Origin of the sequence: Vibrio crassostreae 9ZC13, from assembly GCF_000272045.2 — a bacterium.
Lineage (GTDB): Bacteria > Pseudomonadota > Gammaproteobacteria > Enterobacterales > Vibrionaceae > Vibrio > Vibrio crassostreae_C.
Genome location: NZ_AJYZ02000019.1, coordinates 501342 through 517973, shown reverse-complemented (window position 1 = coordinate 517973; position 16632 = coordinate 501342). Strand labels below are relative to the sequence as shown.

Below are 16632 nucleotides of genomic sequence, written 5' to 3'. Positions count from 1 at the left end.
AAACTCAAAACAACGAAATAGGCTTATGTTAAAACACAAACTAATGAGGAACCCTGTTGTTATATCAACGGCCATTTTCCTCTTTCTTGCTGCTACGATCGCTGCAATCTATATCCTTTGGCTAGATATAACAGACAAGTTTTACCTATGGATTGCTTTAGGTGCTATAACAATTTTCTATTCGTTGTTTCAGGTAACGTTGTGGCTAAAAAAGAAAAACAACACTAAAGCCCTAAAGCTGGAAACAGAAGAAGAAGCATTAGCCATGGTCATCCGTCCGCTTCTTTCTGGTTCCAATAAAAAGCCAATCTATTTAATGATTGGCAATAAATACGCGGGTCGAACTCAGTTTCTACTTAACTCCAGTGCAATCAAGCCAATGGATCAGACTCGTACTGCAAAGAATGATTTTTTCGAATGGTATGAGTCAGACTCCGCCGTGTATATCAAACCGGATCAACGCCTATTGTTTCAAGAAGTATCAAGTAACGATAGCGCTCTGTGGAACACATTTGTAGATGAGGTCATTAAACACAAGCCTAGAAAGCCATTTTCTGGTTGCTTGTTTTTTATCGATTTTGAATTTCTAATTGTCTCTGAAACCGAACAAATCGATTACACGTTAACCGCGCTTAACCATCGATTAGAATCAGTAAGTGAAAAAACATCTTCAGCGATCCCTTTATATTTAATGATGTCTAAGCTCGACAAGCTAGAAGGATTTAAGGAATACATACACTTTAGTTCTTTAAAGACCTCGGTTGAATTTCTATCAATTCCATTAAAGGAAGCTAAAGGTGTATTTGTTGAGTACTACCATGATAGCTTCCGTAATTTAGTAAAAGTAATGGAGAGCAATGCGTTAGATTCGTCGTCTCACTCTAATGAAGTTAACGAGAAGCAAGCCATATTAGCATTCCCTAAACAATTCGAATTGTGTCAGTCTGAAATTGCTTCTGTGATAGAACGACTTTCAGAACTCAATACTGGGTCTTATTCACTTGATATCCGTGAAGTGTTTTTTATATCGAATATCCAAGGTGGTAGAAAATACAACCTATTAGCTAAGAGTTGCAGCAACTACTTTAACTTGCCGATCATTGCGTCGGAACATACTCAGTTAACAGAAACGCCCTATTTTACGCGTTTCTTAATGGACTCTCAGATCTTGCCTGAATCTGATTTCGCAGGTGAAAACAAGACTTACCTTAGGATGATCCAGAGGCAGAGCCGTCTAGCCGTTGCAGCTTCCATTATTTTACTAGGTAGTGGTGCTTACCTGTTTTCAACGACTTTAGATGACAACCTGAGAGTGATTAGTCAGCTTATTGGTATAGATGATTCACAATCGTCTTACCCAAAAGGCAATTCTTTTGAAAGTTCTCTTTCAAGTGCGATCCAAACTGTACAACCATCTTATCAAGCATGGCTTAGTGGCTCACAAGCGCTAGATAATGAACTTGTGAATATGAATGTAAGTCGTCTCGATGAAAGTACGAAAATCGCTTATAACGCCCTCATAATGCAAATTAGAAACCACTTAATGCCAGTAATTGAGCAAGGTTATCGTTTGCAACTAACACAAAATCAAGACAACGTTAATAATGCACTGCCTTTACTAAAAGGTTACTTAATGTTGAATGATCCTACAAAACGCGAGATAAAATTTCTACGTCAGCAAACGATGTCAACGCTCCAAAAACTCAGTGATCAACCAGACACGATCACGACAGTGATGAAATATTTGGACGCATATTTCCGCACTGATTTTGAACCTGTATCGATCAACATGAATATGGTGCGTGCGACAAGACGTTCTCTACTCTCTAGTTCAAATGTAGATCTTGTGTACGCCAGCTTGTTACAACAAGCAGGTGACATTGATTTAGGCACTTTGAATTTACAGCGAGCAGTCGGTTTCGACTTTAATAATGTCTTCAACGACAACTTGGATCCTCAACGATTAGAAATCGATAAAGTTTACACATCTACAGGCTTCAGTACGTTTTACCGCCCTCGCGTCGATTTAATGTCGCAACAAGTCATCACCGACAACTGGGTATTGGGTTTGTCAAACCACGTAATCCCAACAGACAAAGAACAAGAGACATTCAAGAAGCAAGTAAGAAAAAAATATACGGATGACTACATCAGTTATTGGCGAAATGCTTTAAGCGAACTAAAAGTAAAGCGTTATAACAATATAGGGGAGATTACTAACGCCATTGATCTGATCTCTGGCCCATCTTCTCCGATGACAACGGTTCTAAAACAAGTTTATACAAACACGCAGTTTTCACCGATCGGTCAACAAGGAGCATTAATGGCTCAAGTTAACCCTAAACTTGCGGGTGCCGTAAAAGCAGCACCAGAACTCGTTGAAGAAGTTGTAAAGCCTGACTACTTATTAATGAAAAGAGTTGAACAAGCTTTCCACATCTTGAATCAATTGCAAATTAACGAAACCCCAAACTCCCCTACACCATGGGATGAAACGATAACTGCACTGAGCAGAGTTCGTACGTATATGAAAGATATAGCAGACGCACCGGCCCCTCAAATGGCAGCGTTGTCTGCAGCACAACACCGGATGAGTAGTACGGATGCCGATCCTCTGATTCGTTTAAAACAAATTGCACAAAAATCTCCTGAGCCAGTAAGAAGTTGGCTTTTAGACGTAGTTAACCAGAGCTGGTCCGTGATGATTTCTGAATCATCAAAAGGAATACAGACTCTTTGGTATAGTGAGATCTATTCTAAGTTCAAAGAGTTAGGTTTAGGAAGGTACCCTTTTGATCTAAGTGCAACAGAAGAAATTTCGATCGAAGACTTTGAGCTGCTTTTCGCATCGGGAGGCTTGCTTGATGCATTTATCGATAAAAATTTCGCTCCTTTTTATGACACAAACCTATGGACGCCAAAACAGGTAGAAGGCGAAATTATGCCACTCTCGCCAGAGTTGCTTGTTCAGTTAAGAAATTACAATGTCATCAGAGATACGTTAATTAACAAGAGTACAAACCGCTTGTACCTTCCATTCAGTGCGAAAGTACTTGATCTGGATTCGAGTGCAATAAGAGCAAGCTTAAAAATAGCGGACTCAAATATCAACTATTACCATGGTCCAAGTAGAATTCGTGAACTTGAGTGGCCTCCTCAAAACGGAGATTTCAATATCAGTATAACAATTCAAGATGTAACAGACGAAGGTAAACAACATGTACTGAGCAAGAATGGTCAATGGGCTATCTATCGGTTATTTGGTGACTCAACGTTAACAAATACCCATAACGGTAGCTTCGTGAGTGATATAAAAGTATCAGGCAGATATCTGAGCTTGCGAATCACTCCTTTGACTCAGAAAAACCCGTTTACGTTAGCGGAGCTGTATAACTTCACTCTACCCGAAGCTATATAGTAAAAATACAAATACAAATACAAATACAAATACAAATACAATAATAATTCAGAAAAGGCAGAACACATGATGTCCAACATTAGTTTACAAGGCTTAGACAAACTAGATCGTAAAATTCTTTCGAATCTACTCTCCAATGGGCGAGAATCGATTGCTAATCTTTCTCGCAACATCGGCTTGTCGCGAACAGCAGTCGCTGAACGCATCAACAGACTTGAAAAAACCGGTATTATCAAAGGGTATACGGCACAAATAAGAGTAGAAAATGACGGGAGAAAAGCGGCAAGTTATTTGCTAATTTCTTGTGAAAAAGGTAAGAAAAATGATGTAAGTAATGCATTAAAAGAACTACCTGAAGTCAGACTTACAAGCATTGTTGGGGGTACCTACGACATTATTTCTTTGATTGAAGCTCCTGATCTGCAATCAATACACCATTTATGTAATGAGATAGAGTCTTTCAATGGCATTCGCTCTCTCAATACAACAGTAGTGCTACACCAGCCAATCAGTCGTTAAAAATAAAGCCGCTCTTATGAGCGGTTTTTTTAAATGCCTCCAATTACTCTAATCTTCGCATCTTTCGTACCTGCTTGACCCAACCAAAAAGTTTGCCCCAAACTCGTCCCATCACCTTGACCGAGTTGGTTCTTTGGAACTGAGTCTAAATCAACGGTTAGCTTTAAATCCCAAGACATAGGGTCACGAAGAATAAAACGCATCAACCCCACTAAAGTTTTATGGAAATCTCCTCCATAGGAGAACTTTCGGAACGTCTCGAAATCAATGTTATCAATACAAAGATTAAACTTACCGTTTAGATCTGGGATGCTCTTACCTAAATGTAAATTTGAACCCAAAATACAATTCGTTCTATTTAATTGATTCCTTTGGCATTCGGCAATTTTTACTCTTCGAAAGACCCACTCTTCGATTCGAACACTTGGTAATGAAAAATAGTGCGCAACAATGCCAGAAATCAGTTTCGGAGAGCGTGTCCTGGTAGATAGCTGATTGACGTAAGACAAAATCTTTGCACGATCAAGCCCGATCGTATCAGACTCTTGAATAACATTAGACAACCCTGCTAGGTGCAGCATACGCCCAGAAAAGTCATCTGTTGCATCGCTTTGATACTGAACATGATAACGGTACTTTTTCCAAACACGATAGATTAAACTGGTATATCTATTATGAAAGAAATCAAAGAAGTCTCTAACTGGATTATCATCATCATCTCTACCTACTAATTTTTCTGTATAGTTCGCGGGCAAAGGTGAACTTGAACCGTGTAATCCTAAAAAGTTAGTTTCAATTCTCGAATAGTGCTCACCAGACCTTTCCATATGACTGATGAATTCCATATCACTTTTGGGGAAACAGAGGTTTGGTGAGACACTAAACGCAATTCTCTCTTGATAAAAATATTTGTTTTCACCAACCGCTACAAAATCACTGCCCGGTAATAGTTGGTAGTGCTTCTCTAACAACAAAACTGCTTGAAAAAAGCTAAATTCGTTTATTTTTTCTGATAATTCATCAATCATAAGATTGTTTGCTGTCCAGTTAAACTTGCCCATTGGTAGCTTTCGCCACTGCGTTCATCGTAGACTTCTAACTCTGTAAATGAGTTAACACTTGAATATAAGCGTATGAACTCATTCAATACATTTGCCATCAAAAACATGTCCCCTTCATTGACAAAAAAACTAGAGTTCATCTTAAGCTTAAATTGATTACCACGAACGGATACCCCTCTAAACACTCTATCGATAGGTTTCATTTCTGATGAGATAATGCCGTCAAGCCTGTGCAACGAAGCCCTATGAGCCTGCCTATCCACTCTAGAATGGAAGTCATATGTAGACAGTAAAACCTTGAGTACATCAATATTAGAGAGCGATAGATAATTCAATGACATATTAGCAATCAGTTGCCATTGGAGTTCGCCATTCACTTGCGGGCTAACAGATTGCGTAGGTTTAGTAATATTACTAAACGTGGCGTAAGTTGGAGATTTATGTGTGGTATATATGATGTCTCCTACAGACAATCTTTCAGACAAATCTGCATTACTGCACAATAACTTCATCAAAACCGTTTCGGTTCCTAGGTCTGCAATATCCCCATTGTGGGTATGAAAAGATATATAACGCTCAAGCCCTCTTCCACTCACTCGCTCTGAAACTTTTGACTTGTAGAAATCACGTTTATCTCTTTGATTTATTTGGTGTTCAAAGGACTCAAATTCAATAAGAGATTTTCGTCGCCTTTCATTTTTGCTCCAACTTTCTACTTGGTTTATTGAATAAACTTCGTAGTGATCCTGGTTGTCACTCTGTGGCCGAACTTTATACTCATTTCGGCGATGTTCAAGCCGAATTGGATCACCATCTTTTTCGAATAGGTTCACAGCTGGCGTGCAATGTAACCTTAAGTGCTTATCTTTCAGGACAACTTCGGCAGGTAATGCTCTCTTAAAATGGAATTTAAGGTTCACGGTACTTCTTTGTGGTATCCCTTTTAGCCAATCGAGACCCGTAATATCAAAAAACATAAATTTGTCTGGTAAAGAAAAATATTCTTGCAACAAACGATAACCTGCAAATGAATTGTCGCTATATGGCAGTATCGCTTCGTCGTCTTGGTACCCAACCGGTTTAACAAATTCAGGTCCAAGTTTACGTTTATACCCACCGCCCACGTCTAACTCGACGTAGTCTAAGTATCTAAATATCCATAAGAAAAGAATTCTAGTTATATGGATCTCACCATGTAAATGAAACCTTAATTTATCTAACCCGATACGAGATAACTCTAGCCCATGTTCAGTCGCAAGTGTCACATCAACAGATGAGCTTGTTCGACTGTTGCTTTGGTCAATGCTTGTGATTTTTAAGGGGAAAAGCTCTACGTCATAGCAGGTTCTGAATAAACATTGCGTACCTTCCACTTGTTCACTAGCCATCTCAGCCCCGCGCTTTACCACTGTTTTTTCAGTGACACTTCCGGAGTGTGGCGTTAGTTCGCTAATGCATAACGAAGGAATCGAGCGCATGTAATGTGGCCACAACAGCGTCATTAACGACTGAGTGAGCTCTGGGAGTTCATCATCAATCTTTTCTCTAATACGGCCAGTAAGAAACGCAAAACCTTCAAGAAGACGTTCTACATCAGGATCGAATGTTCCTTCAGACAAAAAGTTGGTCAGTTTTGGATTGTACTTGGCAAATTCGCTGCCGGATTCTCGTAGATATGTGAGTTCATCTTGAAAGTATTTACTGTTACTCAATGGGCACCTACTAAACGTTAAATTGGCCGTCAGTTCCCATATAGACATCGATAGACATCGGAACTTTTCCACCGTTGTGTAAGACTTCTCCGCATATGCCAAAGCCTAATTGAAGAGGGTTGTTGTGATTTTCTCGGTAATGTACTTCAACACTTCGTAGCCGAGGTTCGAAGCTTTCTATTGTGGAAGTGATGTTCTTTTGGATGTGACGAACTAAATTGGTGTTGTTCGATAGAACATCATTGAAATCAGGTAAGCCATATTCCCGATCGATCATTGAATTACCCGCATGAGTATTAAGCAAATCAGCAAGGTGCAGATGAATGGATTCAATTAAATGCCTATGTGAAACCACTTTTTCATAACAATTTTTCGGCTCACCAAGTTCAATTCGTTCTAATAATCGGTAACCTTTTTCCATATAACACTCTAAGAAAAAAAGCAGCCAGTAAACCTGGCCGCTTATTTATTTCCAAACTTATTATTGGTCTAGCTTACCAACCAAAGATAAGTCAAAGCTCGCGCCCATGTACTTGAAGTGAGGACGAACAGACATCGATACTTTATACCAACCTGGGTCACCCTCAACGTCAGACACTTCGACTTTAGCCGCTCGTAACGGTCGACGACCACGAACTTCTGCTGGCGGGTTCTCTTGGTCAGATACGTATTGACGGATCCATTTATTTAGCTCAACTTCCAAATCGGTACGCTCTTTCCAAGAACCAATTTGCTCACGTTGAAGTACTTTAATGTAATGAGCTAAGCGGTTAATAATGAACATGTAAGGTAGCTGAGTACCCAACTTGTAGTTCATCTCAGCTTGCTTGCCTTCAGGTGTATTCGCAAACACTTTTGGTTTTTGAACTGAGTTTGCCGAGAAGAACGCTGCGTTATCAGAACCTTTACGCATTGTTAAAGCCATAAAGCCTTCTTCTGCAAGTTCATACTCACGGCGGTCAGAAACCAGAATTTCGGTTGGGATCTTAGTTTCGATCTGACCCATCGCTTCAAAGTTATAAACCGGTAAATCGGTTACCGCACCACCACTTTGCGGGCCAATAATGTTTGGACACCAGCGATATTTTGCAAACGACTCACTGATCTTTGAAGCCATAGCATAAGCTGAGTTACCCCAAAGGTAATTGTCATGGCTGTCCGTAACCATTTCATCGTAGTCAAACGCCTTAATTGGGTTGTCTTCAACTGAGTATGGCGTACGCAGCATAAAACGTGATGTACACAGCCCAACATAACGTGCGTCTTCGTGCTCACGGAATCCGCGCCACTTAGTATACTGAGGACCTTCAAATACCGACTTTAAGTCTTTTAAGTTTGGTAATTCTTCATAAGAATCTAAACCAAAGAATTGAGAAGATGCAGAAGTAATAAATGGTGCATGAGACATAGCACCTACATTACCCATATATTCCATTAGTTTAATATCAGGCGAAGACGCAGATAGTTGGTAATCACAAATAACGGCACCTACAGGCTTACCACCAAATTGACCGTATTCACGAGTATAAATCTGCTTATATAAACCTGATTTCACTACTTCAGGAGCATCTTCAAAATCATCCAGAACTTCGTCTTTCTTAGCCGAAATAAGTTCGATTTGAATGTTTTCACGGAAGTCCGTGTGATCAACAAGATATTTAAGACCACGCCATGTTGATTCAATCGCTTGAACTTCTTCGTTGTGAAGAATTGCATCAACCTGTTTAGACAACTTTTGATCAATCTCAGAGATCATCAAATCAACTAAAGACTGGTCTACTTTTTCTACTGTTGAGCTGCTTAATAACTCACCAATGAATGCTTCAACGCCACGCTTTGCAACGTCAAAACCCTCATCACTAGGTTTAATGCGAGTCTCATTTAAAATGCTATCCAGAAGAGAGCCTGACTCAACTAGAGCTGCTTCTTGTTCTGGTGCTTGTGCTTGTGCTTCTGCCGACATGATCTTCCTTACTCTGCTTTTTCGCCTTGGTCTGCACCAATGCTTAGTTCATCCAAAAGTTTCTTTCTTGCTTCTTCATCTTGAAGAACTGCTGCAATCTTCTTACGGAAAGCAGGTACATTCCCTAGAGGGCCTTTCAATGCAACCAAGGCTTCACGAAGTTCTAGTAAACCATTCAGCTCAGGAACGCTCTTCGCAATCGACTCTGGAGTAAAGTCCTTCATATTTTTGAATGTAATATCAACGCCAATTTGCGCACCTTCTTCATCAGAAAGACGGTTTTCAACATTTGCTTTGATATTCGGTGCGTAACCTTCTAATACTTCGTTAAAGTTATCTTTATCGATATTAATCGGATTACGCTCTTCGATCGGAGTTTCATCTGCACGAGCAGTGAAGTCACCGACAACCATCATACTTAGGGGCAGTTCAACATCATCAGACGCATCGCCTGTTGCTGGAACATAACGTATATTAATTCGCTCTTTCGGAGCCACCGAGCCATCACGTGACATAATTAGTCCTTTCTAGTTTATTGCTGGTCATAAATTGTTTCCCATTCGCTATATCTCACAGGTAAAAAATCCTTAGTTCGATATAGTTCCTTTAGAGTTTTTTGAATTAGATTTTCTAAAGAAAAAAACAAATGGGGTTCCCAAATTGATAGATTTAGTTCCTTAGCCACCGCCCAACCTTGTTCCAAGTAAGGCAAGCACAAAGGGTATAAACCAACACTTTGGTAGGCTTTCACTAACTTTAAGTGCAACATGAATTGTCCACGACCGGAGTTATCCAACTCGAGTTTGTTTGACAGTTCAGCCACATATTTACCCAAGTCACCTAGGGCAATATCCTCCATCTCAGATAGATCATCTTCAGCTACAACAATAGTTTGAATTATTGACGACTTACCCGAAGGACAAGCGTTACCTGTAGACAACCAAGTAATCGTTGCTTCATCCGCAAATGGAATAGAATTTTTGAAAGAGAGGTTCTCAATTCCCTCAAAAGAATCGACAAATCTCTTTGTTTCTTGCTTTACAGCCAACGCAGCTTCGTCATACCCAAGATTGTCTAACATTGAATAAACGAAATAATGCCCAGTCAGCCAAAATGGCGCATCAGTAAGTGTTCGCTCTAAACGCTTGATCGTATCGATATCACTTTCTTGATTTGCTTTATCTCGATATTCCGCCTGCTGGTCTGATGACACAGCGAGGCTAAGAGGCGTTAGATTGTCTTTGTGATCAGGTAAACCATCAACGTCGGCCCATGTCAGGTGACGGTAAATCCGATATCCTAAAGGTTCAGTCGGATTTGAATGCACCATGATCTCAGACACTTTTTTTAACGTACGCTTTGATGCAGCCGGAGATGAAAAATCCGTGTCAACGTCTACAGTGCTGTGCTCTCGAGGTTTACTTCGTTTCTGATTAGGCGTGGTGTGCGTCTTCGGACTGTCAGCTTCGTGGCTTTGTGGAACGATCGCTTTCTCGGACAGTGCAACAACATCAATGAGCGGTTCGGAATCAGCCACACTGTGTTCAACCAACGTTTCTTCATTTAGAGATGCGTTCTGCATTAGTTGATTCAAATGACTTTTTAATTCGAAAAAGTCTACATCAGAGTCTTGAAATATCTCGTCAAACTGACGCTGGATACCTTCAGTTAGTGTGATACATCGAGATAGAACTTCCCAGTCAAGGGATTCTGCAGACAATTTAGTCGCGACGAGTTTGAATTGATGATTGAGCCACTCAACAGCCCCATCTCTACCTCTTTTACGTTTAGGGTATAACTCATGACCAAAACGACTGATTGAGTCATTGAGCAAAGATAATCCTTCCTCAAGCCCTATCTCGCCTTTGTCCTCTACCAAAGAACGGATCAGATAACAAAGCGCTTTAAGATCCTTACTATGCTGACTTAGCACTTCAATCGAATGGACTTTTACTATATGCCAGTCAACAGTCTCACCAAATAATGAACCAAATTTTTTCACTTCGGCTTCCATCATTTCATAGCAAAACTCGTACCTAGCATCCTCACCAGTTGGTGAGTGTTCAGATATTGGTGCTAATAGCGTTTCAGTATCGATCAGACTCAAGTTAACCTCTGCTTTCAGAATTGTAATTTCTAATTGCTCGCTCGATTGCTATAGCACCTCGCGCTGGTTTAGATAGTTGATGACTTTTGTCTATAGAATCACTTGCCATACTATTAAGAATTTCCGTTATTTCGCTGAATTTCTTAGGGGCATTAGTCTCTAGATCAGCTAACGAGTCGTGAAGTTTCTGTCGGCCAAATACTGATTGTTCAGTTACAGTACTGAACAAGATAAATTCGCTTCTTGCTACTTTTAGAGCTCTTACTTTAGCTTTCAATTTTGGCGTGTTACCAAAAAATGATTGCGCAGCTTCTGCCTCAAGAATTGCTTTGGTGTAATAATGCTGCTTTGCATTTTTCTCTATCGAGGCATCTATTCCGCTGAGCACTTTTCGCGGTAATACATGACTATAAAAGTAGGCTCTTGACTGGTTTACTTTCCAAGCAGTTTCAATATCACTGTCTGCAACATCTGATTTCCCATCTAAGATGAGTTGGACTAAACGCTGTTCTTGATTCCCACCAAAGGCGGCAATATTTTGTGAATTGATGGTCGCCTTATTCAGACTTGCCATCGTTTCCGTCAGCGCTTTATCTGCATAAGGAAATAGAGAGCCGTCACTGTTCAGTTTTTCTCGCAAAACAACGAGATCATGCCGGATCGACATCAGAGTTTTAGGAAGTAGATCGACCGCCCCTTCATATTCATTCAAGTCCGATTCATAGTTTTTATACAACTTAGCTAATTTGCTCTGTTGGACTTCATAAGCTTCTCGGTAAGGAGCTGTCGAGACGACATCTTTTTCCATATCTTGTAACGCGAATTCAATATCCCATGGAGACTGCGCTAAAAAAGACGCGGTTTGTGCAGGTTTAATCGTGCTCACAAGGCTACTCGAACTGTTGGTCGATTTAACAATCGATTTCCATTCAGGCTGACCTTGGTTATATAAATATGTACCAGTGATAATCACGACACACAGAACCAAACTCGCTTCTAAGTATCGAAGCCGACCACTTTGAATTCTGTCAATAGTTCGATGTTTGGTTAGAACGAGATCAGCATTCCGTAAACTACTAAATAAGGGAGCACTTACATCAGCACCAAATTTTTGGGTATCGATCTTGGCTAGTTGCTGCGCAAACGAAGTCGCTGTATACCTGTGCTGTCGAGGGTTGTTGACAACATCTTTAATTAACTTCCATACATGGTTAGGGATTAAACCTGGTCGTTTTTTTGCTTGTAATTGAGTTGTCCAAGCATCGCCAAATGCAGCTCCAAGAAATAGATGCCCAGTTAACAACGCCAATGAATAGACGTCATCTTGAGGTTGAGCCACGCCAGACTTTATAAACGCAGGAGACGCATAGCTCATGCTTGCTTCAGCGTAAGTATTAGATTCACCAACATAACGAGCAGCACCAAAGTCGATCAACTTTACATAATCGGACTCTGTAACAATAATGTTTGAAGGTTTAATATCTAAATGGCAGACACCTCTCGTGTGCATAAACTCAAGCGCACCAGACAATTGATATATCAGCCACGCAATATGGTCATGCCTAAAACCTTTAGGAGTATGACGAGCCATTTTTTCAGCCAAAGATTCGCCCTGAATCCACTGATACATAAAGTATGGTCGATCGAACTCTTTGCCTATTTTAATGAAATCAGCAACACTCGGATGTTGAGACATCTCAAGACGACTGGCTTCATTAATGATTAATTCATTCGCAAGTTCAGATGAACCTTCATTTAGAACCTTACAGCAAACCTGTTTTTCAGGGTTCCCTTTCTTGGCCAGGTGATAAACAGTCGTTTTGCCATTTTTTGAAGGTAATGTATCTAACACGTCAAATTGGGAGAAAATCACATACTCTAGCTTGGGCTTATTTTTATTAGCCATATTCTGAGCTTGCTGATTTTTCTTTTCGATCGCTTTCACAACCAACTTATCTAGATAACCTTTGGCTGTCCCTTGCTTTTCTGGCACGCTAAACTCTTTATCAAACGAAATAAATTAATGCTGGATAATAATTACTGTCCAATACCCTTTTCAATAGCAGTATTTAAAACCATCGGTAAGACTATTACTTTAGTTATTATTACTAAATAACGCCGTGTAATAACAAACTCATTGACTAACAACTTTTCACTCGAAATATAGATAAATTTCCGTTTCAATAATGGTTAAAATTCCCATCGTGACATAAATCACATTATTAACGTTTAGTATGATAAATAGTTGGGAGTGCAGCTAGTCAACTCAATCGTATTTAGAAGCCTTTAAATAGACTGGAGATAACCTAAAATCCTGCAGTTAAGATGAAAGCCATACAATTAGAAACTATCCAATATGAATGAGTTTTAAGTTAGTTGTTAAAATGCCTAACACAATGATGTAGCTAAGCCACTTGCCAAACACCTCAAGTTAAAAGTAACGCTCGCAAATTTCAGCTCAATTGATAAAAGTGCAAATTGGCAATACATAACAAGAACATTGCAGCTCTCTCTAGAGCATCAAACTTAAACTAATTCTCATAAACAATAGTTACACAAAAACGTTGACCCCGAACTAACTTGGACCAAATCCAATATGTTTCATTCGGACCAATTGAAGGAGCGCCCTTTCTCCCTGAATATCAAACATTAACAGGGTCACCTGTTTACTGTTAGGTGCGTCACGGATCGCGCTAGCCAATAATGCCAATGCGGAACAACGACCTAATGTCCCCCATAAATCATTGATCAAAGTCGGCTGTTGAGGGTTTTCGAAATATTCCGCGCGCGCACCTAACGCGAAGCCATAATCTTCAGTGTGAGATCTGAGATTGGTCATGTCAGTGAATACAGGTCCAAATTTTTTGATCTTACGGCTCGCATTTCTCACTAACTTCATCATTGTTCTACGAGTTGTGTTTGCGGCTTCTAAGTCAAAGTAACCTAATTGCGCCAAGGGCTTAAGTTTTAACGTTTTAACCAAATTGTTTCGACACAAAATGACACCAGCCCCTCCCTCGCTTGGAATAATCCCCCAAGGATTAGATGAGCTCATTACCTGTCCGGCATCAATTAAACCGCTAAGGTCATCGACAAGTGAGGCCACCGAAATGCTCATAATTGCGTCAAATTGGTTCAATTTCGCTAATGATGTCGTTAAATGTGACGGCCCACTTTGTTGAACAACTTCATAATGTGAGATTGAATCGCAATGCCTACATTCATTTAACCACTCACTCATCGCAACAACAGAAAGAGCCTCCGGTATATTAACTAGTAGAGGAATAGGCTTTAATACTTTAGGCAATTGTTTCAAAAGAGACCCAATTAAGCTCTCAATAAGCTCTTTACACTTATCAAACAATGATGTCTTCGAAGTGTATTCAATATTGGCGAAGGTGAACCTTTCTATTCCATCCAAGTCCACTTTCTGGTCAAACCTTCCCAAATCCGCTTTGGCGACTGTTGTGGCGATATCAAGGTTCATGCCGGTTGGTGTCATGGCCTCCATCCCAATAACAAATCGTGCTGAATTGTTATTCATTATCGGAAAACTCCTGTTTTTTATGAATCTTCGTTGACACTAACAGGTGCTCCTCACCTTGACATGGAAACGCAGCGCTATAGCTGATTGAAAGTGTGCGAGTCTCGGTATCGATGAAAACGGTAGAAATAAACATATCAGCTTGATAATTAGCATTTTTGAACTGCGCTTCTGCGACATACATTTCCTGAGGGAAGCGGAAAGAGAGCGAGTCATCATGACAAAACCCACTCATCATCAAACGTTCACCGCCAGATATGAAGCCTTTGCATTGTTGGTCTAGTGGCGCACTCTGATAAAAACGCTGGTCAAAGTCTACGGGATAAAGAGGTTTCCTATTCTCTAGCCAATCGTCATCAAAAGTGCCAGCATATTGCTGACGAGCCCCGAAAAATGGGGCTAACGGGCCAAATCCAGCAACCCGTGTATTCTTGGGTGTCGCACTCCAATCTTCCGTAGGATAAAAAACCGAAGGAACCTTCTGTTTCAATAGTTCCTCTTTAGTATCAGCAATACCTCCGCCGAGCCGGTTTCTTAAATCGCCTCCGATAGCACAGGAGAAGTCCATCTCTTTTTCCACAAATGGGAGTGGTTTACTTAGCGTTACGCTACCTCCGTGCTCAATCCATTGCCTATCACCAAGTACCGATATGGTTTTGTCTATATGGCCATCAATCAAAAGCCGACACTCATGGTACGTAACTGCCTTTTTCGCGTAGCTTCGGGCCTTACCGAAAATCAGTACATCTGTGTTGGTTTTAACAACTGAGAACTCTTGGTCAGCTTTCATCGCGGAAAGCCCTGCTTCACCCAGATAGACAGGATCGTCATAGATCTCTGCCTCTTCTTGCTCCTTCCAAACAGAACCTACGAGTTGCCATGAGCGTTTTCCAACGACAACCCACACCTCATTGCCATTATGGTCCCGTTGAAAACGGCCTTTGATTGAAAGTTCTGGATGGTTCTCAATATCCCACAACTGCATTATTATTCCTTAGATTAAACCTTTCTGAGGCTGTTGAATTCTGAGTTAGTCGCGTGATATTCCACTCTTGTTGATGAACTGGCATAGCCATATCCCAAGGGATGTATGAGCGAGTATGGAGGCAAACCTGACGCCAAATCCAAACCCTAAAAGCAGCACTGACTTGAGTATCGAACATGGCTTGGATACTGGTTTCTAGAGTCAAAGGTTGTCCCAATCGACCCGGTGACGCTTGTCTGTAGGCACCAATTTCGACCCATTCTTTTAGCTTTTCGAGTATTTCGTGCCACTCAAAGTCTATCCCCAAATTTTTTGGTGTCACTGGTAAACGTTTCCCATAGACAATGTAAAGCGCTTGAATCCAATCTTCACCTTCGAACTCGTCAAGGCTAGATACTAATTCAACTATTTTCGGAACATGTTCATTCAGACCGTGTAATACAAAATCGAACGGAGCCTGTACACTACTCAGATTAAAGCTCTCAAACTCTTTGAGCTCCAAAAGTTTGGCAAAAGTGACCACTTCGGGATCAGATACACTATCGATTGAGGTACCAAATTCCTTACGAAACCATGTCCCTCTATCCTCTTTCGCAAGTAATCGCTCAAACAAGTTCTGACTGCTATTTGAGTTTTCAGCTAACCAGTCAACGCTTTCTGCATCGTTTTGTAACGATAAAAACAAATGTGTTTTATGCTCAGAAAACCGCTTGTCTTTAAGCCAACGTTTTAGCAGACCAACTGTGACAGTTTGGCGTAACTGTAAGCACTCCAAGAAAAGCAGGGGCAGTTTACAACCACCTTCAACCATTTCGATTACCACAGAGTCGATACCTGATAATGATGACTGAACAACTAGCAATTTTGCGGTTTGGTAATCCAAATCATCAAGTATCGATAAACCACAAAGTAGGTTTTCTTGCTCTTGTCCAATCTCAGAATTCAACATGAGCCAAGCATAAATGGTTGGTTCGCTCTGCTTTAATTGATGAATCAAGCCCGGAGCCAATCGATAGAAAGACAAATAAACATTTTTTAGGTCTTCAATCTGACGCTCAGCCAGCGCTAAATACTCCAGTTTAACGCTTGGGTATCCCCTTTTATGTACTTGTAAGCGTTGCTTTAACAAGAAACCGAATGTCTCCGAAGCCAGTGACAGCTTTTCATTACACATATCCAGCCATTTGATAGGAAGCTCGTTCAATAAAGTGAGCGTAATTTCCGCATTAGCGATGGCCAGTTCCACATCTTCATTAGTAATCGGCTGGTTTAGTTGATCTATACCTATTTTTTGACGCATCCGGGAATCCAATCTAGTAACAC

At 40.5% G+C, this 16632-nt stretch carries 12 protein-coding genes; 2 read left to right on the top strand and 10 right to left on the bottom strand.

Annotated elements, in window-relative coordinates; genetic code table 11:
* Positions 1-25: 25 nt before the first annotated feature.
* Both tssM and A136_RS03630 read left to right on the top strand, forming a co-directional pair.
* Positions 26-3418, top strand: coding sequence for a type VI secretion system membrane subunit TssM (tssM, locus tag A136_RS03635; RefSeq protein WP_017064525.1), 3393 nt, complete (start codon positions 26-28; stop codon positions 3416-3418).
* Between the two features lie 66 nt (positions 3419-3484).
* The gene (locus A136_RS03630; protein ID WP_017062578.1) at positions 3485-3937 is read left to right on the top strand and encodes an Lrp/AsnC family transcriptional regulator; all 453 of its coding nucleotides are present in this window, start codon (positions 3485-3487) and stop codon (positions 3935-3937) included.
* 29 nt (positions 3938-3966) lie between these two features.
* Here the strand turns inward: A136_RS03630 and tssG are convergent, their stop codons facing one another.
* The 10 genes from tssG to A136_RS03580 form a co-directional block, all read right to left on the bottom strand.
* Positions 3967-4965, bottom strand: a complete 999-nt coding sequence (gene tssG / locus A136_RS03625; RefSeq protein WP_029235222.1) for a type VI secretion system baseplate subunit TssG — start codon at positions 4963-4965, stop codon at positions 3967-3969.
* Complete coding sequence (tssF, locus tag A136_RS03620; protein WP_017064523.1) at positions 4962-6710, bottom strand: type VI secretion system baseplate subunit TssF; 1749 nt, start codon at positions 6708-6710, stop codon at positions 4962-4964. The genes tssG and tssF overlap by 4 nt, the downstream gene beginning before the upstream one ends.
* 10 nt (positions 6711-6720) lie before the next feature.
* A complete protein-coding gene (gene tssE / locus A136_RS03615; RefSeq protein WP_017064522.1) occupies positions 6721-7131 on the bottom strand; it encodes a type VI secretion system baseplate subunit TssE in 411 nt (136 codons plus the stop codon).
* A gap of 60 nt (positions 7132-7191) precedes the next feature.
* The gene (gene tssC / locus A136_RS03610) at positions 7192-8673 is read right to left on the bottom strand and encodes a type VI secretion system contractile sheath large subunit (RefSeq protein WP_017064521.1); all 1482 of its coding nucleotides are present in this window, start codon (positions 8671-8673) and stop codon (positions 7192-7194) included.
* Between the two features lie 8 nt (positions 8674-8681).
* On the bottom strand, positions 8682-9188 hold the full coding sequence (tssB, locus tag A136_RS03605; protein WP_017064520.1) for a type VI secretion system contractile sheath small subunit: 507 nt from the start codon (positions 9186-9188) through the stop codon (positions 8682-8684).
* A 17-nt stretch (positions 9189-9205) separates the two neighbouring features.
* The gene (tssA, locus tag A136_RS03600) at positions 9206-10780 is read right to left on the bottom strand and encodes a type VI secretion system protein TssA (protein ID WP_029235221.1); all 1575 of its coding nucleotides are present in this window, start codon (positions 10778-10780) and stop codon (positions 9206-9208) included.
* A 1-nt stretch (position 10781) separates the two neighbouring features.
* Entirely contained in the window at positions 10782-12773 is a 1992-nt protein-coding gene (locus tag A136_RS03595) for a serine/threonine protein kinase (RefSeq protein ID WP_017064518.1), read from the bottom strand.
* Positions 12774-13355: 582 nt separating this feature from the next.
* Positions 13356-14324, bottom strand: coding sequence for a hypothetical protein (locus A136_RS03590; RefSeq protein ID WP_017064517.1), 969 nt, complete (start codon positions 14322-14324; stop codon positions 13356-13358).
* Positions 14317-15309, bottom strand: coding sequence for a DUF2169 family type VI secretion system accessory protein (locus A136_RS03585; RefSeq protein WP_017064516.1), 993 nt, complete (start codon positions 15307-15309; stop codon positions 14317-14319). The genes A136_RS03590 and A136_RS03585 overlap by 8 nt, the downstream gene beginning before the upstream one ends.
* Complete coding sequence (locus A136_RS03580; protein WP_017064515.1) at positions 15290-16609, bottom strand: hypothetical protein; 1320 nt, start codon at positions 16607-16609, stop codon at positions 15290-15292. Before A136_RS03580 ends, A136_RS03585 begins: the two co-directional genes overlap by 20 nt.
* Positions 16610-16632: the final 23 nt, after the last annotated feature.